Here is a 19,179-nt window from a genome sequence, read left to right as displayed (position 1 = left end):
GCCCGCTGCGCTCAGTTGTCGGGAAACGGGACAAGGTCCTCGATCTGCTCCAGACGCAAGTCACCCCGATAGATCTGATAGCGCTCCGTGGGCGCCAGTGCCCGTTGCAATCGCTCGTCACGGCTCATGGCGTCCGGGAACTTCAAATGCCCTTTGACGAACCGCCGGGCATTGGCAGTGGCGCTGGTGTAATGAAAATGCGCTTCCCAGAGCTTGGCTCTGGGCTGCAGCCGATAAATGTCATACACATCCAGAAAGTCGTTGGCCTTGAGTTTCTTGCGGCTTCTGGTCAGCCTGACCTCGACTTCGCCGGCCTCTACCAGAAAGCGCAGCGCTTTGCTGTCCGGGTGTTGGGTGTTCAGGTAAGCAGTGGTCAACAGGCGCTTCTTTTCTGCCTGTACCTCGGTTATTGCCTGTTCCAGCCTGGCGGCCAGTGAATGCCCTTGATCCGGGCCGGCACGCAAAGGGGCGGCGATGTCCGCCATGTCCTGAATATAGAAGTCGAGTAGGTCCGCCAGGCTGTTGGGGCCGTCCAGGTGGCGAGAGGCGTGGGCGATTCTGGCAGTTTTCTGGGCCAGCAGGTCATTGCCGCTGCGACGCAGGCGAGCATAGTCAGGCGCTGGCGCAGCTTTCGGCACGGCTTCCCAGTGATCACCTTGTTGCTGGTAGCGCGCAATCGTCTGCTCGCTCATCGGGTCGATTTGCACGGCTTCGCTGTCCTCATCCGCCTGCTCGACGACCAGGGATCTGCCCCGGTTGGTACGGATCACCTTGCGCCTGATGGGACGTACCCTGTGGGTCAGGGGCTGGTCGGGCATTGCATCCTGCGTGTCGGCCGCAGCAGAAACGTAGGCAAGGTCATTTTCGGTCAGGTCTATCAGTGCATGCAGTTCAGCGATGTACTCATTGAGCTTGCGGCTGTCCACCGCCGGCAAGTTGCGCGAAAGCAGGTACTCGGCATTACCCAGTGTCAGTTTGTATTCGCCCAGAGCGCTTTCCAGCGGTGCTTTCTGTTCTTCGGCTGTCAGATGGGCAGCGGCCAGGCTGTCGTGGCTCAGCAGCGCTTCGTGCAAATGTTTGCTGCGCAAGGTTTTCTGCGAAAGCAGGGTGCTTTCGAAGTTTTCTACGGTGAGCAGGTCTCGCCTCACGATCAACTGATACAGGTCGCTAAGGATCTGTGCGCGGGTGATCAGGGTCGAATAACGCCTCTTCTGGATGATGGTGTCGAGTTTCTTGCGCTTGCCCGAGAACTGGATCTTGTCATCTGTCAGCGCTTCGCCGAGGTTCTGGTCAAGGCGCTGGCTGACGTTGAAAATGCGTCGATGAGTCGCCAGGGCGGCTTCGACGCGCTTGCTGTAGTCAAGGTAGAGTGCCGCTTGCTCCTGGCCTGCAGGCAATTGCACAAGCCTGTGCGACTGCTCCTTGAGTGCTTCATAGTCATTCATGTCGAGCAGGCGGCGGAACTGCTGCAGGTCCGAGGTCAGCAACTGTTCCCACCATTGACCACGGGCAAACGAGGCTGCGGCCTTGGGGTCGAACCTGGCGTATTTCGGGTCGCTCATGTCTGCATACAGTTGTGCCTGCTCCCTTATCAGCCTCGCCTGCTTTTCGTAGGTGAGTGCCAGCACATCGAAGTTTGCACGCCCCTCGTTGCGCAGGGCCCGCAGAGCTTGTCGCTGTTGCCGCAAAGCGGGCGGCAGGTTATCGAGGGTAGCGCCAGGGTGGCCATCCACGGCCTTCTCGAATGCCAGGAGCGCCTGATCATAGGCTTTTACCCGCTCCAGATAGCCATCAATGAAGGTCTCGGTGCTGGTGAGTTTCTTGTCATTCTCCGTTCGGCTTTCCAGCATTTTCTTGAAGGTTTCCTTTTTTTCGTCGACCAGTGCCTTGGCCGTTCTCGGCATGCCACCCGACATGTGCAGGTCGAGCATCCATTCGCCGTTCCAGCGCGTCAGCCAAGGCCCGCGGCTGCGTTCGCGGCCGACGATGTAGTAGCCGTCGGGCTCTGCGCCCCAGGTCTGCGACCATTCACTTTGGCTGACGTCCGGGCCAATGATGCGCATGCCGCCATAGCGCTCTTCGACTTCATAGGCGACATCCTGCAGCTTTACGTAGTACCGCGCGTTGACCTTGTACAGGCCGCGCATACGGCCACTGGCCAGCGCACTGAGCCCGTTCAGGCTAACGTTGGTGCGCAAGGTGTCCAGGGCTGCGCGGGCCTCACGAGGCAGGTTGCCGAGCCGCTGGTCATGGCCCCATTGGCTGACGTTAAGCGTTGCGCGGGATTGCTCAATCGGCGCTTGCCAAGCGCTTTGTTCGGGTGGCTGCGCTGCCGTGTTGCGCGATATACGGCGCGGCCTGGGTGGCAACGGCCGTTCAGGTTCAGGCCCGGAAGCGGCCGGGCCATGGGCCAGCAGCATGGCCAGGTTCAGCAGGATGTCGGTGCCAGCGAGCAACTTTTCTTCGGTGCTGCCCTGGGTCAATGCCGTCAGGTCATCCTTGATGCTGAGCAGGGCGGCCACCAGCCAGGCCAGCACACCCAAAGGGCCGCGCAGCAGTGGTGTGACCGTATTGAATGCCAGCCAGGCGGACCGTACGACCAGTGCCCAGCGTTGCTGTGCGTTCGAAACACTCTGCCAGGAGGCCAGCAACAGGAGCAAGTCGGCCCTGGCTTCGAACATTTTCTCGTCAACTGCATCGGGCCATGGCGTGAACGCCAGGGTGACCGGGGCCCTCAGGCGCTCGATGGCATCGGCGGCCAGCCCGGAAACGGGCCCCAGCAGGTGCGCCAGTTCCATGAGGCCGGCATGCAGGTGCGGGTGGTTGAAGCCATCGTCGGCATAGATGGAGCGGGCGTCGTCATCCAGCCACGGGAGGATGCCCTGCTGCAGGGATTGTTCGGTCCGTATGCTGCTCATCAACTGGAGGTGGCTGTCGAACTGCCTGATGGGCTGCGTGGTATTCATGGGGCAGTAGAGTAGCCAGGCCCCCGTTGCGGGTAGCTCGATGACGAACATGCCATGCACCCGGTTGGCGACCGGACCGTCTGGCACGCTATTGAACGACAGTGGCGCCAGTTTCAGCGATGCGCCGGCGTGGGCTTTACGGCGACAGAAATCAGCGACGACCTGCCAGTTGCGCTCGTTCAAATGCCCGGCAATCTTGGCCTGCAGCGCGCTCAGCAGCAGGGCACCACGCCATTCTTCGGCAAAGCGTTGGTGACGTTTGTCGGGGTCAGTCTTGAGTTGGTCATGGACATATTGCGGATACTGACCACCCACATCCACTGCAGCGACCAGTGCATGGACATAGTCGAGATCCATCCAGGTGTCAGACGCTTGTTGCCCGGAGAGTTGAATGGCCGAGGCAACCTGGTCGCTGCCCAACGGCAGGCGAGAGATAGCCAGTTCGGTCAGGCTGATCGTTCTCAGGTACTTAAGGGTTGCCGGACCCACGGAAGACGTCTGCACCACCTGCGAAATCGTGATCTCAACCTGATCAGGGTTGAGAGGCACTTGGGCAGGATGGTCATCGCGTATTTGCTCGCGCAGGCGGCGAACGGTGTATTGCTGCAAGTCTTCGATTCCATCCAGCGAGCCTTCGCCCTGCTCCAACATTTGCCTTGCCGACAGCTCCAGCAGTGCGATGTGGTACTGGAAGCGGTCGGTGACCGTGGCTTTGTCGAGCCAGTCAGGCCGCGTGATGGCGGGCGTGGTTTGCTCAAGACGAAAGCACGCAGGGAATATTGATGAGGGGTCGCTCAGCTGACTGAATTCGTCCTCCAGATCACTGACGTGTTCGATAGCGCCAAGCTGAACGCGGTCAATTTTTTGCAGCAGGCTGTTGAGCAGCTGCCGGGCCTGGTAGCCGAACGGGTCTTCGTCCAGGGCCGTGCAGGCCCACGACATCGTGTCGAATGCATGGCTTTCGGAAAGTTCGTCGCGCAGGGCGGTGGCGAATGCAGCGAGCCCGCTGAAACCGCGTACAGTGCCGGAGGGCTTGCACCACAAGACCAGGTCGCAAGCGTTTTTCTTGCCGGTGATGAGCAGGTCCGGCAAGACCTCGTGGACGGTATTGCCTGGTGCCCTCAACGAAACCTGCACACCTTGTACGGTTGCCGAGGTTTTTGCCTGAGCGAGCACTGCGTACAGCAAAGCTTTCTGGTCGCTGTCCAGGCCCTGACGCTCGAGCGTGCCGAGCAATGCGGCCTTGAGCACCTGCTGCATCCAGCGCAAACGGGTTACGTCCGAGTCCCCTTCGCAGCCGTTCCAGAAACTGACCTGTGCCTGCTGGAATGCTTCGCAGAGGGTTGCAAGCATATCGTCGTAGGCAATGTTCAGGTCGGCCATGCGAATGTCGATGGTTGGGGCTTGCGCTTTGGGTCGGAAGATTGCAGGTGGGTTCAGGCTGAGCCGATCGGTGGGCTTGAGTGCCATTTGCCGGCCGCTGAGGAAATGTTCAAGCAACGTGTCGACAAGGTTGTCTGGCTGTGTCGATGGTTCATCATCTGTGTCATGCAGGATGCTGAAACCTTTGATGGAGTGCAGTTGCGGGTGTTGCTCACGGGTCCATGGGTAGCGTGCTACGAGTGCGTCGAAGCCTATGGTGGCAACGACCTCTCGTAAGCTGGGGCGGTTGGCGAAGTACGTCGCAACCCATTGCCTGAACGATAGGGACGGTGTGGTGGGCGATTGGGGCATGGCATGAGGCTCCGGTCAAAGAGGAGCGAATGCTGAAATGCCAGCGTGATGCAGCTGCGGTAGATACATCTGTGCGGCGATCTTAGGGTGAAGTTTCTAATTCATCCTCCTACCTTATGCTCAAGCCCAACCTCCATGGGCGGTTCATCCCTCCACTCATGAACATGAGGTACAGAGCATGGCCAAAGTGAATGTGAAGAAGAAGGACGATGCCCAAGGCACCCTGGGCGAAGTTCGCGGCTACGCACGCAAGATCTGGCTGGCGGGTATTGGCGCTTACGCCCGTGTTGGCCAAGAGGGCTCAGACTACTTCCAGGAGCTGGTCAAGGCCGGCGAAGGCGTCGAGAAACGTGGCAAGAAACGTATCGACAAAGAGCTCGATGCTGCCAACAACCAGATCGACGAGGCGGCTGAAGAGGTCAGTCGCGTACGTGGCAAGGTAGAAATTCAACTCGACAAGATCGAAAAAGCTTTCGACGCACGGGTAGGGCGCGCCTTGAATCGCCTCGGCATTCCGTCTAAACATGACGTTGAGGCGCTGTCGATCAAGCTTGAACAGTTGCACGAGCTGCTTGAGCGCGTCGCGCACAAACCATAAGGAGAGCAGGATGGCTGGCAAGAAGAACACCGAAAAAGAAGGCAGCTCCTGGGTCGGCGGGATCGAGAAATACTCCCGCAAGATCTGGCTGGCGGGGCTGGGTATCTATTCGAAGATCGACCAGGACGGCCCGAAGCTGTTCGACTCGCTGGTGAAGGATGGCGAGAAGGCCGAGAAGCAGGCGAAGAAAACCGCTGAAGACGTGGCCGAAACCGCCAAGTCCTCCACCACTTCGCGCGTGTCTGGCGTGAAGGACCGTGCATTGGGCAAATGGAGCGAACTCGAAGAGGCGTTCGACAAGCGCCTGAACAGCGCCATTTCGCGCCTGGGTGTGCCGAGCCGCAACGAGATCAAGGCCCTGCACCAGCAGGTGGATAGCCTGACCAAGCAGATCGAGAAGCTGACCGGTGCTTCGGTTACGCCGGTTTCGTCGCGCACCGCTGCTGCCAAACCGGCTGCGAGCAAGGCGGCCAAGCCACTGGCCAAAGCGGCAGCCAAGCCTGCGGCAAAAACCGCAGCGGCCAAGCCGGCAGCTAAAACGGCAGCGGCGAAACCTGCTGCCAAGCCTGCAGCCAAGGTGGCGGCGGCCAAGCCTGCAGCCAAACCGGCAGCGGCCAAGCCTGCTGCGGCGAAGAAGCCTGCGGTGAAAAAGGCTCCGGCCAAACCGGCAGCAGCCCCAGCAGCCAGCGCCGCCCCGGCCGCTACCGCAGCTCCGGCACCTGCCGCTGCCCCGGTCAGCAGCACGCCGTCGGCACCAGCGGGTACCGGTACCCTGATCTAATACCGCGTCGCCTGCGTCGCGGGCAAGCCCGCTCCCACAGGTACATCACAGCCCTTGAGAGCAGTGATCTACCTGTGGGGGCGGGCTTGCCCGCGAAGGCCTTAGCGCCTAAACAACAGGCCTACCCCTCCAGATACCGCACCGCCAACTGCTCCGCCGCCGCCCGCGCCTGCGCCTGCAAATGCGGCGCCACCAGCATCATCACCTGATACACCACAATCCCCACATCCCCCTCGCGCCCCAGCACCCGCTGGTAATCCAGCGAGAACATTAACGTCAGGGTGATCTGCTCCACCAACTGCCCCAACGCCTGGGTCTCACTCTCCACCAGCCCCTGGCCTTTGAGGCTGGCCAGCAGCGCCGCCAACGTACGCTTGAGCGCGTTGATCAGGCTACGCATGCCCCGCGCCAGCTTGGGTAGGCGCCCGGTCAGGTTGGACAGGTCCTGGAACAGGAAGCGGTACTGGGCCATGTGCTCGACGATCAGGTGCAGGAACAGCCAGTAATCCTCGGCGTCCAGGCGTACTTCCAGGGGCGGGTCGAGCAAAGGCATCAGCGCTTCTTCAAAGCGCTCGAACAAGCCCAGCACCAACGGCTCCTTGCCGTGGAAGTGGTAGTACAGGTTGCCAGGGCTGATACCCAGTTCGTTGGCAATCTCCAAGGTGGAAACGTTCGGTTCGCCCTGCTGGTTGAACAGTTGCAGGGCGCATTCGAGGATACGGTCGCGGGTCTTCATCCAGTTGTCGGGCTCATCGGGTCAGGACATAGGTGCCTGGCGCCGGGCCGAGCGGTGGATACGTGCTGTTGCCCAGTTCGGTACGGGGTGCCTTGAGCGGGCCCGAACGTGGCGTGATCCATTCCAGCCACAGGGGCCACCAGCTGCCGTCGCTGCGTTTGGCTTCGTAGAACCAGGCGCGCGGGTCGCCCGAAAGCTTAGGGTTTTCCAGGTAGTAAGCCTTAGGGTTGCCCGGCGGGTTGATGATGCTCTGGATGTGCCCGCTATTGGCCAGCACGAAGCGCCGGTCGCCACCGAGCAGCAAGGCCGAGCGATACACGGCATCCCACGGGGTGATGTGATCGTTGCTGCCGGCCACGGTGAAACTGTCCAGGTCGACCTGCTTGAGGTCGATGGGCGTGCCGCACACTTCAAGGCCAGCGGGGTGGGTCAGGGGGTTGTGCTTGAAGAAGTCCAGCAAGTCGCCGTGCAGGGCTGCCGGCAGGCGCGTGTTGTCGGCGTTCCAGTAGAGGATGTCGAACGCGGGCGGCGCCTTGCCCAGCAGGTAGTTGTTGACCCAGTAATTCCAGATCAGGTCGTTGGGGCGCATCCAGGCGAAAATCCTGGCCACCTCGCCGCCATCCAGCACCCCCCGTTGATACGAGCGCCGTTTGGCGGCCTCGACGGTCTGCTCGTCGGCGAACAGGCTGGCCGGGCTGTCGAACTTGCTGTCCAGCAGGCTGACCAGGTACGTGGCGCTACGTACCCGGCGCAGTTGGCGCTTGGCCTGCAGATGCCCCTGCAGCGCGGCCATGGTCAGCCCGCCTGCGCAGGCGCCCATCAGGTTGGGATCGCGGTTGCCACTGATGCTGCGGCAGGCGTTGAGCGCTTCCTCCAGGGCCTGCACATACGAGGACAGCCCCCACTCGCGGTGGCGCGGGTCGGGGTTGCGCCAGCTGACCATGAACACCTGCAGGCCGTTCTTGAGCATGTACTGGACGAAGCTGTTGTGTGCCTGCAAGTCGAAGATATAGAACTTGTTGATTTGTGGCGGCACCACCAGCAAGGGCCGGGCGTGTTGCTTTTCACTCATCGGCTTGTACTGGATCAGCTCCAGCAGCTCATTGCGAAACACCACTGCGCCGGGTGTTGCCGCCAGGTTGCCCCCCACCTCGAAGGCGCGCTCGTCCACCTGGCGCGGCAGGCCGTCGTTATGGCGCAGGTCGTCGAGCAGGTGGGCCACGCCACGCACCAGGCTTTGCCCGCCGGTATTGAGCAGTTCCTTTACCGCCAGCGGGTTGAGCAGCGAGTTGCTCGGCGCCAGGGCGTCATTGATCAAGCCAAACAGAAAGTGCGCGCGGGCCCGGTCATCGTCGTCCAGGTGGCTTTCGTCGATCCATTGGCGGGTCTGCTTCTGCCAGGCCAGGTAGGCCTGCAGGCCACGGCGGTAAAACGGGTTCTGGCTCCAGGTCGGGTCGCTGAAGCGGGCGTCGCGGGGGTTGGGCTGGTAGGGCGAGTCGCCCAGCATCACGCGGCCCAGCTGGCCGCCGAGTGCCAGCAGGTGGCGCGCCGTATGCAGCGGGTTGGTCAAGCCGTGGCGGCCCACTCTGCGCAGGGTCGACACCAGGTCGCGCCCGCGCAGGCCGAGTATGGCGTTCTGTACGTTCATGCTGGTGGCGGGGAGCGTTTTCGTTCCTTTGGCCGGTTTGTCTGTCATGGCAACACTCCCTCGTCTTACCCGCTTTCCGGGCAGCGACAATCAACCGCCGGAGGCGGGGCGCGGATGCATGACCGCGCGCTGACGTTCTTCCTGGAGAAACTTCATGATGATCGGTGCGACCGCCTCGGCCCGGGTAATCAGGAACAGGTGGCCATCGTCGATTATGTGTAGCTGGGCGTTGGGAATCCGCCAGGCCAGCAGGCGCATGTTGATCAGCGGAATAAGCGGGTCGTCGTCACCGGCCAGCACCAAGGTCGGCTGGTGGATCTTGTGCAGCCAGTGGATGCTGGTCCAGCCCAGGCCGGCGAACAGCTGCCAGTAGTAGCCCAGCTTGCCGCCAGAGCGGACCTTGGACGCATGGTGCAGGGCCAGGTCCGGGTCGCGGCGGAAGGTACCGCCGTAGATCATTGGCGCGATGCGGATGACATGGGAGGGCTGCACGTAGCGCCTGGGGCTGGCCATCATCCACAACACTTTGGGCTTGCCCGGCACCATGACGGCACCGGCGGCAGTGGCAGCCAGCACCAGCTTCTTGCAGCGCTCCGGGTAGTCATGGGCGAACTGCTGGGCCAGGGCGCCGCCCCAGGACACGCCGATGGCGCTGACCTGGCCGTAGTCCAGGTAATCGAGCATGCGCGCGGTCAGCTTGGCCAGCCCCGGAAAGCGATAGGGATGACGCGGTGTGGACGAACCACCCACCCCGGGCACATCGAAGGCGATGACCTCAAGGTCCGGGTCCAGCGCCTCGATGAACGGGAACACCAGCTCCAGGTTGGCGCCGATGCCGTTGAAAATCAGCAACGGTGTCAGGTGCGGCTTGCCCGGGCGGACGGCGGTGCGAATGGATTGGTCGTCCAGTTCGACGGTCCTGAAGATGTAGGGTTCCGGCATGCATTCGACTCTTCGGTGAAAAAAGCACCGTGGCGCGCCGGTGGCGGCCACGGCAAGGCCACTCAACGCTCGTGAACGTAGGTACCCGGTGAGGCTTCGCCAGCGGCATAGGCGCGGTTGCCCAAGCGGGTCGGCGCCTTTTTAAGCTCCCCGGCACGTTCGCTCAACCAACTCTGCCAGTACAGCCACCAGGAGTCGGCATGCTTGGTGGCGTTTTCCTGCCAGGCCACCGGGTCACCTGGGCGATCGGCGCCGGTCATGAAGCGTGCCTTGGGGTTGCCTGGCGGGTTGAGGATGCTCTGGATATGGCCACTGTTGGAAAGCACGAACTCGATCTTGCCGCCAAACAGGTGCGCCGAGCGGTAGCACGACTGCCACGGGGTGATGTGGTCGGCGGTGCCGGCAACGCTGAAGATGTCGCACTGCACTTTCTTCAGGTCGATCGGGGTGCCGCACACTTCCAGGGCGTCCGCGCGGGTCAGCGGGTTGCTCTTGAACATTTCGATCAGGTCGCCGTGGAAGGCGGCCGGCAGGCGTGTGGTGTCGTTGTTCCAGAACAGGATGTCGAACACGGGCGGCTCGTTGCCGAGCAGGTAGTTGTTGACCCAGTAGTTCCAGATCAGGTCGTTGGGGCGCATCCAGGCGAACACCTTGGCCATGTCGCTGCCCTCCAGTACGCCGGCCTGGTAGGAATGGCGCTTGGCAGACTCCAGGGTCTGCTCGTCGACGAACAGCGCAACCTGGGTATCCATGGTGGTGTCCAGCACGCTGACCAGCAGGGTCAGGGCATTAACCTTGTTCTCACCGAGGGCGGCATAGTGGCCTACCAGTGCGGTGCAGGTGATGCCGCCGGAGCAGGCACCGAGCATATTCAGGTCCTTGCTGCCGGTAATGGCCAGCACGGCATCGACCGCTTCCTTGAGCGCATCGATGTAAGTGGACAGGCCCCACTCGCGCTGGGCCTTGGTCGGGTTGCGCCAGCTGATGATGAAGGTTTGCTGCTGCGAGCGCAGGCAGTAGCGCGCCAGGCTCTTCTCCGGGCTCAGGTCGAACACATAGAACTTGTTGATCTGCGGCGGCACCACCAGCAGCGGGCGGGCATACACCTGTTCGGTGATCGGGCTGTACTGGATCAGCTCCAGTACATCGTTGCGGTACACGACGGCACCTTCACTGGTGCCCAGGTTCTTACCCACTTCGAAGGCGTCCATGTTTACCTGGCTGGGCATGCCGCCGTTGTTGACCATGTCCTTGGCCAGGTTAGACAGGCCGTCGAGCAGGCTCTTGCCACCGGTTTCGAAGAAGCGTTTGACCGCTGCCGGGTTGGACAGGGTATTGGTCGGTGCCATGGCTTCGGTCATCAGGTTGATGACGAACTGGCCGCGGCTGATGTCTTGCGGTGACAGGTCGCTGCTGCCAATCCAGTCCTGCAGCTCCTTGCGCCAGGCCAGGTAGGTTTGCAGGTAGCGGCGGTACAGCGGGTTGTTGCTCCAGGCCGGGTCATTGAAGCGACGGTCGTCGCTTTCCGGGGCCAGGCTGGATTTGCCCAGCAGCACGTTCTTCAGCTCCAGGCCAAAGTGGGCCACATGTTTGGCGCTGTGCAGCGGTTGGCGCACGGCCTGGCGCAGCACGGTACGTGCCGAGCTCAACAGGTCCTTGCGGCGAATGCCGATGACCGGGTTCAGCCCCAGGGTATTGTCCGAGGCCTGCCGCTGCAGCTCATCGTTGTTCTTGTTACTCATCTACGACGCTCCGTTGTCCTGAGACGAGTACCGGTTGCTGTGACAGGAGCACAGCCCTGAGCCCGGTACTGCTACTCGGGTGACCAGTGATAAGGAACAGCGGTGCTGCGGGGGTTCTGACTGCCTGCAAAATGATGCAGGGAACTTGCCACACCCATTGGTTACCCGACTTTCATGTAATGCGCAAGACAGCCCTTCACTGGGCTGTCTGTAAGTCATTCAAACAGATGAATTTAGAAAATGCGCTCTAAACCCTGCAGCCCTTGCGCTAGAGCATGAGTTTCACGACCGATTCGGCCGGATCGCGGGATTTCCCGGCCTTGTGCAGTTCGTCGAGGTACTCGGCCCACAACTGTTCCTGGCGCAGGCACAGCTGTTCAAGGTACTCCCAGGTGAACAGGCCGCTGTCATGGCCGTCGTCGAAGGTCATTTTCAGTGCATATTGGCCGGCAGGTTCCAGGCCGACGAGGCCGACGTTGATCTTGCCAAATTGCAGGATGGGGTTGCCGTGGCCCTGGACCTCGGCGGAGGGGGAATGCACGCGCAGGAATTCGGCGGGCAGGGTGTACACCTCGCCGGGGGCGTAGGTGAGGGTGAGGGTTTTCGAGGCTTTGTGCAGGTTGATGGCGGTAGGTAGACGGGCCATGGGGGAATCTCTCGGGAGCTGATGAAGTACAGCTTCTGGAGATTTGGAGGAATGTGCAAGGGGCCGCAAAGCGGCCCCGTGCGGACTTACAGGATGTAACGCGACAAGTCTTCGTTCTGCGCCAGCTCACCCAGGTGGCTGTTCACATAGGCAGCGTCGATCTGGATCGGCGTTTCGTCGTGGGTGCTGGCCAGGTCGCCAGCACTGAACGACACCTCTTCGAGCAAACGCTCAAGCAGGGTGTGCAGGCGACGTGCACCGATGTTCTCGGTCTTCTCGTTCACCTGGTAGGCAATCTCGGCCAGGCGCTTGATGCCGTCAGCCTGGAACGCGATGTTCAGGCCTTCGGTTTTCAACAGGGCCTGGTACTGCTCGGTCAGCGAGGCATGCGGCTCTTGCAGGATGCGTTCGAAGTCTTCCGGGGTCAGTGCCTTCAGTTCCACGCGAATCGGCAGACGGCCTTGCAGCTCGGGCACCAGGTCGCTTGGCTTGCTCAGGTGGAATGCACCCGAGGCAATGAACAGAATGTGGTCGGTCTTGACCATGCCCAGCTTGGTGTTGACGGTGCAGCCTTCGATCAACGGCAGCAGGTCGCGCTGTACGCCTTCACGGGACACGTCAGCACCGCCAACGTTGCCGCGCTTGGCAACCTTGTCGATTTCGTCGATGAACACGATGCCATGCTGCTCGACCGCTTCCAGGGCCTTGGCCTTGAGCTCTTCCTCGTTGACCAGGCGGCTCGCTTCTTCATCGCGCACCATCTTCAGCGCTTCTTTCACCTTCAGCTTGCGCGCCTTGCGCTTGCCTTTGCCCATGTTGGCAAACAGGCTTTGCAGCTGGTTGGTCATTTCTTCCATGCCGGGTGGCGCGGCAATTTCGACGCCCACGGCATCGGCCACTTCGATTTCGATTTCCTTGTCGTCCAGCTGGCCTTCACGCAGGCGCTTGCGGAACAGCTGGCGGGTGTTGGAATCGGTGCTGGTCTGTGCGGCTTCTTCGGCGAAGCTGCTCACCCGTGCCTGTGGCAGCAGGGCATCGAGGATGCGGTCTTCGGCGGCATCTTCGGCGCGGTGGCGCACGCGGATGATCTCCTGCTCGCGCAGCATCTTCAGCGCGGCATCGGCCAGGTCACGGATGATCGACTCGACGTCACGGCCCACGTAGCCCACTTCGGTGAACTTGGTGGCTTCGACCTTGAGGAACGGCGCATTGGCCAGTTTGGCCAGGCGACGGGCGATTTCGGTTTTGCCGACGCCGGTAGGGCCGATCATCAGGATGTTCTTCGGGGTGACTTCGGCACGCAGCTCGGCAGGCAGCTGCATCCGGCGCCAGCGGTTGCGCAGGGCAATGGCCACGGCGCGTTTGGCGTCGTCCTGGCCGATGATGTGGCGGTTGAGTTCGTGGACGATCTCGCGGGGGGTCATGGACATGGTCAATACGGTCCTTGGGCAGATGAATCAGCGTGGAAAAGCCCCGTCACTGGGAAGGGGCGCCAGAACAGCTGAATCAGTCGGCCAGGTCCTGCTCCTCGATGGTCAGGTTGTGGTTGGTGAACACGCAGATGTCACCGGCGATGTTCAAGGCGGTTTCGGCGATTTCACGGGCCGAGAGGTCGGTCTTGTTCAGCAGGGCGCGGGCTGCGGCCTGGGCGTAGGCGCCACCGGAACCCATGGCGATCAGGCCGTCTTCGGGTTCGACCACGTCGCCGTTACCGGTGATGATCAGGGACGCGTCCTTGTTGGCCACAGCCAGCATGGCTTCCAGGCGGCTCAGGGAGCGGTCGGTACGCCATTCCTTGGCCAGCTCGACGGCGGCGCGGACCAGGTGGCCCTGGTGTTTTTCCAGTTGGCCTTCAAAGCGTTCAAACAGGGTGAAGGCGTCGGCGGTGGCACCGGCGAAGCCCGCAATGACCTGGCCGTGGTACAGGCGGCGCACTTTCTTGGCGTTGCCTTTCATCACGGTGTTGCCGAGGGATACCTGGCCGTCGCCACCCATGACGACTTTGCCGTTACGGCGGACAGAAACGATGGTGGTCAAGGGGAGAGTCTCCACGCAGCGGGGCGAAAGTGCCTGATGCAGACTCATATGGGGGTGGGGGGGAGGATTTCAACCGTGGGGGATGAATGGTCGCGCTTGGCAGGGGGAACCGTGCGAGGGCATTCGCGGGCATGCCCGCTCCCACAGGGTTACCACATGCCTTGGGTTAGTGGTGATCCTGTGGGAGCGGGCGTGCCCGCGAAGAAGGTTACTCAGGCCTCGTGGCAAACATGCCCATCGACCAAGGTATAACGCACGGCACCCGGCAGGCAGTGGCCGATGAACGGGCAGTTCTCGCCACGCGAGAACCACTGCTCGCCGGCAACGGTGGAGGCTTGAGGGTCGAACAGCACCAGGTCGGCCGCGCCACCCACTTTCAGCTCACCGGCCGGCAGGCGCAGTGCAGCCGCCGGGCCGCTGCTCAGGCGGGCGAGCAGGGTCGGCAGGTCGAGCAGGCCGTCCTGCACCAGCGTCATGGCCAGTGGCAGCAGCAACTCGACGCTGCTGATACCCGGCTCGGTGGCGCCGAACGGTGCCAGCTTGGCATCGCGTTCGTGCGGCTGGTGGTGGCTGGAGATCGCCTGGATCACGCCCGACTTCACCGCCGCACGCAGGCCGTCACGGTCGGCGGCGGTGCGCAGCGGTGGCTGCACGTGGTACAGGCTGGAGAACTCACGCAGCGACTCGTCGGTAAGGATCAGTTGGTACAGCGCCACATCGGCGGTCACCGGCAGGCCAAGCTGCTGGGCCTGCTCGATCAGCCGCGCGCCACGGGCGCTGGTGATCTGGGTGAAGTGAGCACGCACGCCGGTCTGTTCCACCAGCAGCAGATTGCGCGCCAGGGCCACGGTCTCGGCGGTTTCCGGAATGCCCGGCAGGCCGAGGAAGCTGGCCATGGCCCCTTCATGGGCCAGGCCGCCCTGGGACAGGTCGCGGTCCTGGGAGTGGAACACCACGGTCAGGTCGAAGGTGGCGGCGTATTCCAGGGCGCGGGCCAGGGTACGGTTGTTGGGGATTTCCTTCAGGCCGTTGCCAAAGGCCACGCAACCGGTGTCGCGCAGGGCTACCAGCTCGGCCAGTTGTTCGCCTTCCAGGCCTTTGGTCAGGGCGCCGATCGGGTAGACCTTGCTGTTGGCGGCTTCGCGGGCGCGGTCCAGGATCAACTCGGCCACGGCCGAGGTGTCCAGTACCGGCTTGGTTTGCGGCGGGCAGCACAGGCTGGTGACACCACCCGCCACGGCCGCGCGGGTTTCACTGGCGATGTTGCCTTTGCGGCTGTAGCCCGGCTCGCGCAGGGACACGCCAAGGTCGACCAGGCCGGGCGCGGCAACCAGGCCATCGGCCTGGATCGTGCGGCTGGCGCTGAAGCCGGCCGGGGCAGTGCCGATGGCGGCAATGCGGCCGCCGTCCAGGTGCAGGTCGGTCACCTGATCCAGGCCTGTCTTGGGGTCGATGACCCGGGCGCCGAGAATACTGAGGGTCACTGGGCGTTCTCCTGGTCGAATTGACGTTGCGCGTTCTGCCCGCTCATGGCCATGGACAGCACGGCCATGCGCACGGCGATGCCGTAGGTGACCTGGTTGAGGATCACCGAGTGCTTGCCGTCGGCCACCGCCGACTCGATTTCCACGCCCCGGTTGATCGGGCCCGGGTGCATGACGATGGCGTCGGGCTTGGCCCCGGCCAGGCGTGCGGTGGTCAGGCCGAACAGGCGGTAGAACTCGCCTTCGCTGGGCAGCAAACCACCTGCCATGCGCTCGCGTTGCAGGCGCAGCATGATCACCACATCGACGTCTTTCAGGCCTTCGGCGAGGTCGGTGTACACCTTCACGCCATACTGCTCGATGCCAATCGGAATCAGGGTTTTCGGGCCGATCACGCGGATATCCGGGCAACCCAGCGCCTTGAGCGCCAGCATGTCGGAGCGGGCCACGCGCGAGTGCAGGATGTCGCCGACGATGGCCACCGACAGGTTCTCGAAGCTGCCCTTGTGGCGGCGGATGGTGAGCATGTCGAGCATGCCCTGGGTCGGGTGCGCATGGCGGCCGTCACCGCCGTTGATCACGGCAACGTCCGGGCACACGTGCTCGGCGATGAAGTGTGCGGCGCCGGAGTCGGAGTGGCGCACGACGAACATGTCGGCGGCCATGGCTTCGAGGTTGCGCAGGGTGTCGAACAAGGTCTCGCCCTTGCTGGTCGAGGAGGTCGACACGTTCAAGCTGATCACGTCGGCCGACAGGCGCTGGGCTGCCAGCTCGAAGGTGGTACGGGTACGGGTGGAGTTCTCGAAGAACACGTTGCACACGGTCTTGCCGCGCAGCAACGGGACTTTTTTCACTGCCCGGGCACCAACTTCCAGGAAGGAGTCGGCGGTGTCGAGAATTTCGGTGAGCAGTTCGCGGGGCAAACCGTCCAGCGAGAGGAAGTGGCGCAGCTGGCCCTGATCATTGAGCTGCAGCGGGCGCTTGGCGTCGAATGGCGTCATCGCGGGGGACTCTTAAAGGGCGGAAGCGGAGGCGAGGTCCTGGCGCTCGAGGGCGAGCGGTGCGGGTCCGGTCAATTTTACCCGTTCATGGGCGGCCAGCGACAGGGTGGCACCCAGCACATTCGGGCGGATCGGCAGTTCGCCGGCATCCAGGTCCAGCAGGCAGACCAGGGTGACGCTGGCCGGGCGGCCATAATCGAACAGTTCGTTGAGCGCAGCGCGCACGGTGCGGCCGCTCATCAGCACGTCATCCACCAGCACCAGGTGCTGGCCTTCCACTTCGAACGGCAACTCGGACGGGCGCACTTGCGGGTGCAGGCCGTTCTGGCTGAAGTCGTCGCGGTAGAACGAAACGTCCAGGGTGCCCATGGGGCTGGTATCACCCATGGCTTCCTGCAGGGCCTGGGCAACCCAGACACCGCCGGTGCGGATGCCGATGTAACGTGGCTCGCTGATGTTGCGGCGGGCCAGGTGGACGCGAAGGTCGACAGCCATCTGCCGGATCAGCTCGGCGGGATTGGGTAGGCTCATTGCGGGCTCCTCGGAAGGGTGCGCCGGGCGGGCCCGGCGGCAAAGATGATCAGGTATTGGCCTCCAGCCAGCCTTGTAGCAACAAGGCGGCGGCGATGGCATCGACCGGGTTGTCGCGGTAGCTGCCGCGCTGGCCGCCACGGGCCATGCGCTCGCCTTTGGCCTCGAAGGTGGTCAGGCGCTCGTCGTGGGTGTGCACGGGCAGGTTGAAGCGGCCATTCAGGCGGCGGGCGAATTTTTCGGCGCGGGCGCTCATTTCGCTGGGCGTGCCGTCCATGTTCAGCGGCAGGCCGACGACGATGGCGTCGGGTTTCCACTCATTGATGAGCTTTTCCACCTGAGCCCAGTCCGGTACGCCGTTCTGCGCCTTCAGGGTGCACAGCTCGCGGGCCTGGCCGGTAATGACCTGGCCAACGGCCACACCGATCTGTTTGCTGCCGTAGTCAAAACCCAGCAGCAGGCGTAGTTCGGCCATCAGGCGTGGCCCGCCTGGCTGGTCAGCAGGTTCAGGTTGATCCCCAGGCTGGCGGCGGCGGCGTCCAGGCGCAGGTCGCTGGCCAGGCCAAAGATGATTTCCGGGTCGAACGGGCAGTTGAGCCAGGCGTTGTCGGCCAGCTCTGCTTCCAGCTGTCCGGCTTCCCAGCCGGCATAACCCAGGGTGATCAGGCTTTGTTTCGGGCCTACCCCGGCAGCGATGGCCAGCAAGATGTCCTGCGACGTGGTCAGCGCCAGCCCTTCCAGCGCCACGGTGGCCTGGAAGCTGCACTCGGTGCTGTGCAACACGAAGCCGCGGTCAGTCTGCACCGGACCACCCTGGTAGATCGGCACCTGCAAGGTGCTGGCCGGTGGTGTTTCATCCGGGCGCAGCTGCTCGAGGATGTCGGCCAGGTTCAGCTCCTGCGGCCGGTTGACCACCAGCCCCATGGCGCCATGCTCGTTGTGCTCGACGATGTACGTGAGGGTCTGGGCGAAGTTCGGATCGGCCATGTGCGGCATGGCGATCAGGAACTGATGCTTGAGGTAGCTCGGGGCGAGGGTTTTCATGGGGGATAGTGTGGCGCCAGGTGGCGAGGCTGACAAGGTGCGGATTTGTGTCGTTTGGTTGACGCCTGCCTTTAGGTTTTTGGCGCCTTTGAGATCGAGCGCCGCCCGCGCGGCGCATCGCGAGCTGCGCTCGCTCCTACGTTTGTTTCGGGCCAATTATTCCTGCGGGATTTGCGCGCGTACGCTTTGGCGCATGGCGCAATATTGCGTCGTACATACAAGGCGGTCGCGCGCGGCTGTCACAGGCGTTACTGGCCGGAAACAAACGTAGGAGCGAGCGCAGCTCGCGATGCGCCGCGCGGGCGGCGCTCGATCTCCGCGCCACCACACATCTCAAGCCCAACGCCCAAGCCTGCATTCAATTACTGGACAAACGGTCCCCACGGGCAAACCGCCAGGTACGAATGATCTCCAGCCGGTCAAACTCGGCCAGATCCCCGGTAAACGGCGCAAAAGGCGCCGCCAGTCGCACAATACGTTGCGCCGCCTGGTCCAGCACCGGCTGCCCCGACGATTCCAGCACCAGCACCTCATACAACGAACCATCGCGGTTGATCGACACCATCATCCGCAAATTGCCGTAAATCTGTTGCCGGCGCGCTTCGTCGGGGTAGTTCAGGTTACCCACCCGCTCGACCTTCTTGCGCCACTCTTCCTTGTACCAGGCGCCCTTGTCGCGCATGGTCGATGCAGCATTCAGCCGGTGAATCTTCGGCCGCTTGGCGTACATCTGCTGTTCGTTGGACAGCTCCGCTTCCAGGCTGGCGATCTGGCTGGACAGCTGCGAGCTGTCGAAGTCTGGCGCTGGCGCCGCCGGCTTGGGCTGTGGCTTGCTTTCCTTGGGTTTGGGCTCAACCTTCTGCGGCTTGGGCGCTGTGGTCACTACCGCCGACTTTTGTGGGGTAGGGGGCGGCACCACCTCGGGCTTGGCGGCAGGCGGCGGGGTGATCTTGTTGATCTTGCTGTCCTGGAACGGTGCCAATTCAGTGGTTGTGGGCACCGCTTTCTTGTCCAGGGTGCCGCTGCCCTGCTGGTTGTCCTGGGCCTGGAAATCGGCCTTCTCGGGCGGTTTCTCGCTCTTGAAGGTGGCCAGGGTGATGTCCATGGTGTGGCGGATTTCGGCAGGCTTGACCACGCTGAAGCCGACGCCAAGGATCAGCGCCAGGTGCACCAGGGCAGCCAGGAACAGGGTAAAGCCAAGCCGGTCCACCGGGCGAACACGGGGAGACAGCAGGGTGGCGGGGATGTCAGCGGGCAGCGTCATCAGGTATCCAGCAACCGCAGGGCGG

At 62.8% G+C, this 19,179-nt stretch carries 16 protein-coding genes; 2 read left to right on the top strand and 14 right to left on the bottom strand.

The genetic code is table 11. From position 1 onward, the window contains the following. Nucleotides 1–11: 11 nt before the first annotated feature. Nucleotides 12–4,700, bottom strand: coding sequence for a hypothetical protein (locus tag ACF8R4_RS02215; protein WP_392491601.1), 4,689 nt, complete (start codon nucleotides 4,698–4,700; stop codon nucleotides 12–14). Between the two features lie 178 nt (nucleotides 4,701–4,878). Between ACF8R4_RS02215 and ACF8R4_RS02210 the strand changes: the two genes are divergently transcribed. Both ACF8R4_RS02210 and ACF8R4_RS02205 read left to right on the top strand, forming a co-directional pair. Then, on the top strand, nucleotides 4,879–5,298 hold the full coding sequence (locus ACF8R4_RS02210; RefSeq protein WP_060500600.1) for a phasin family protein: 420 nt from the start codon (nucleotides 4,879–4,881) through the stop codon (nucleotides 5,296–5,298). 10 nt (nucleotides 5,299–5,308) lie between these two features. Continuing rightward, nucleotides 5,309–6,079, top strand: coding sequence for a phasin family protein (locus tag ACF8R4_RS02205; RefSeq protein WP_060500598.1), 771 nt, complete (start codon nucleotides 5,309–5,311; stop codon nucleotides 6,077–6,079). A gap of 121 nt (nucleotides 6,080–6,200) precedes the next feature. Here ACF8R4_RS02205 and ACF8R4_RS02200 read toward each other — a convergent pair whose 3' ends face one another. The 13 genes from ACF8R4_RS02200 to ACF8R4_RS02140 all read right to left on the bottom strand — a co-directional run bounded on the left by ACF8R4_RS02200 (nucleotide 6,201) and on the right by ACF8R4_RS02140 (nucleotide 19,154). After that, complete coding sequence (locus tag ACF8R4_RS02200) at nucleotides 6,201–6,815, bottom strand: TetR/AcrR family transcriptional regulator (RefSeq protein ID WP_016712425.1); 615 nt, start codon at nucleotides 6,813–6,815, stop codon at nucleotides 6,201–6,203. A gap of 13 nt (nucleotides 6,816–6,828) precedes the next feature. Further along, nucleotides 6,829–8,511, bottom strand: coding sequence for a class II poly(R)-hydroxyalkanoic acid synthase (gene phaC, locus ACF8R4_RS02195; protein WP_060500596.1), 1,683 nt, complete (start codon nucleotides 8,509–8,511; stop codon nucleotides 6,829–6,831). Between the two features lie 42 nt (nucleotides 8,512–8,553). Continuing rightward, entirely contained in the window at nucleotides 8,554–9,405 is an 852-nt protein-coding gene (phaZ, locus tag ACF8R4_RS02190; RefSeq protein ID WP_060500594.1) for a poly(3-hydroxyalkanoate) depolymerase, read from the bottom strand. A 62-nt stretch (nucleotides 9,406–9,467) separates the two neighbouring features. Continuing rightward, nucleotides 9,468–11,147: a class II poly(R)-hydroxyalkanoic acid synthase gene (gene phaC / locus ACF8R4_RS02185; protein ID WP_392491599.1), complete on the bottom strand. Its 1,680-nt coding sequence runs from the start codon at nucleotides 11,145–11,147 to the stop codon at nucleotides 9,468–9,470. A gap of 268 nt (nucleotides 11,148–11,415) precedes the next feature. Beyond that, a complete protein-coding gene (locus ACF8R4_RS02180) occupies nucleotides 11,416–11,793 on the bottom strand; it encodes a gamma-butyrobetaine hydroxylase-like domain-containing protein (RefSeq protein ID WP_060500591.1) in 378 nt (125 codons plus the stop codon). A gap of 86 nt (nucleotides 11,794–11,879) precedes the next feature. Next, nucleotides 11,880–13,223: an ATP-dependent protease ATPase subunit HslU gene (gene hslU, locus ACF8R4_RS02175; RefSeq protein WP_060500589.1), complete on the bottom strand. Its 1,344-nt coding sequence runs from the start codon at nucleotides 13,221–13,223 to the stop codon at nucleotides 11,880–11,882. Between the two features lie 76 nt (nucleotides 13,224–13,299). Continuing rightward, nucleotides 13,300–13,830 carry an ATP-dependent protease subunit HslV gene (gene hslV / locus ACF8R4_RS02170; protein WP_003249309.1) on the bottom strand — a complete coding sequence of 177 codons (531 nt, stop codon included), beginning with the start codon at nucleotides 13,828–13,830 and terminating at the stop codon, nucleotides 13,300–13,302. 212 nt (nucleotides 13,831–14,042) lie between these two features. After that, nucleotides 14,043–15,314, bottom strand: a complete 1,272-nt coding sequence (locus ACF8R4_RS02165; protein ID WP_392491596.1) for a dihydroorotase — start codon at nucleotides 15,312–15,314, stop codon at nucleotides 14,043–14,045. Then, complete coding sequence (locus ACF8R4_RS02160) at nucleotides 15,311–16,315, bottom strand: aspartate carbamoyltransferase catalytic subunit (protein WP_011536054.1); 1,005 nt, start codon at nucleotides 16,313–16,315, stop codon at nucleotides 15,311–15,313. The genes ACF8R4_RS02165 and ACF8R4_RS02160 overlap by 4 nt, the downstream gene beginning before the upstream one ends. A gap of 12 nt (nucleotides 16,316–16,327) precedes the next feature. Then, nucleotides 16,328–16,846: a bifunctional pyr operon transcriptional regulator/uracil phosphoribosyltransferase PyrR gene (pyrR, locus tag ACF8R4_RS02155; RefSeq protein WP_104833832.1), complete on the bottom strand. Its 519-nt coding sequence runs from the start codon at nucleotides 16,844–16,846 to the stop codon at nucleotides 16,328–16,330. Nucleotides 16,847–16,895: 49 nt separating this feature from the next. Next, entirely contained in the window at nucleotides 16,896–17,321 is a 426-nt protein-coding gene (ruvX, locus tag ACF8R4_RS02150) for a Holliday junction resolvase RuvX (RefSeq protein WP_016489546.1), read from the bottom strand. Then, entirely contained in the window at nucleotides 17,321–17,890 is a 570-nt protein-coding gene (locus ACF8R4_RS02145; protein ID WP_164525152.1) for a YqgE/AlgH family protein, read from the bottom strand. Before ACF8R4_RS02145 ends, ruvX begins: the two co-directional genes overlap by 1 nt. 358 nt (nucleotides 17,891–18,248) lie before the next feature. After that, on the bottom strand, nucleotides 18,249–19,154 hold the full coding sequence (locus ACF8R4_RS02140; protein ID WP_164525151.1) for an energy transducer TonB: 906 nt from the start codon (nucleotides 19,152–19,154) through the stop codon (nucleotides 18,249–18,251). Nucleotides 19,155–19,179: the final 25 nt, after the last annotated feature.

It is taken from the genome of Pseudomonas sp. FYR_2 (assembly GCF_043106425.1).
Classification (GTDB): Bacteria; Pseudomonadota; Gammaproteobacteria; order Pseudomonadales; family Pseudomonadaceae; genus Aquipseudomonas; species Aquipseudomonas monteilii.
This window is presented reverse-complemented; position numbering and strand designations above follow the sequence as displayed.

What these genes read in the sequence shown, in the direction of transcription:
- ACF8R4_RS02180 (WP_060500591.1), bottom strand. Translation starts at nt 11,793, where the DNA reads ATGGCCCGTCTACCTACCGCCATCAACCTGCACAAAGCCTCGAAAACC.
- ruvX (WP_016489546.1), bottom strand. Translation starts at nt 17,321, where the DNA reads ATGGCCGAACTACGCCTGCTGCTGGGTTTTGACTACGGCAGCAAACAG.
- pyrR (WP_104833832.1), bottom strand. Translation starts at nt 16,846, where the DNA reads ATGAGCCTACCCAATCCCGCCGAGCTGATCCGGCAGATGGCTGTCGAC.
- ACF8R4_RS02200 (WP_016712425.1), bottom strand. Translation starts at nt 6,815, where the DNA reads ATGAAGACCCGCGACCGTATCCTCGAATGCGCCCTGCAACTGTTCAAC.
- ACF8R4_RS02215 (WP_392491601.1), bottom strand. Translation starts at nt 4,700, where the DNA reads ATGCCCCAATCGCCCACCACACCGTCCCTATCGTTCAGGCAATGGGTT.
- phaZ (WP_060500594.1), bottom strand. Translation starts at nt 9,405, where the DNA reads ATGCCGGAACCCTACATCTTCAGGACCGTCGAACTGGACGACCAATCC.
- ACF8R4_RS02140 (WP_164525151.1), bottom strand. Translation starts at nt 19,154, where the DNA reads ATGACGCTGCCCGCTGACATCCCCGCCACCCTGCTGTCTCCCCGTGTT.
- ACF8R4_RS02210 (WP_060500600.1), top strand. Translation starts at nt 4,879, where the DNA reads ATGGCCAAAGTGAATGTGAAGAAGAAGGACGATGCCCAAGGCACCCTG.
- hslU (WP_060500589.1), bottom strand. Translation starts at nt 13,223, where the DNA reads ATGTCCATGACCCCCCGCGAGATCGTCCACGAACTCAACCGCCACATC.
- phaC (WP_060500596.1), bottom strand. Translation starts at nt 8,511, where the DNA reads ATGACAGACAAACCGGCCAAAGGAACGAAAACGCTCCCCGCCACCAGC.
- phaC (WP_392491599.1), bottom strand. Translation starts at nt 11,147, where the DNA reads ATGAGTAACAAGAACAACGATGAGCTGCAGCGGCAGGCCTCGGACAAT.
- ACF8R4_RS02205 (WP_060500598.1), top strand. Translation starts at nt 5,309, where the DNA reads ATGGCTGGCAAGAAGAACACCGAAAAAGAAGGCAGCTCCTGGGTCGGC.
- ACF8R4_RS02145 (WP_164525152.1), bottom strand. Translation starts at nt 17,890, where the DNA reads ATGAAAACCCTCGCCCCGAGCTACCTCAAGCATCAGTTCCTGATCGCC.
- ACF8R4_RS02160 (WP_011536054.1), bottom strand. Translation starts at nt 16,315, where the DNA reads ATGACGCCATTCGACGCCAAGCGCCCGCTGCAGCTCAATGATCAGGGC.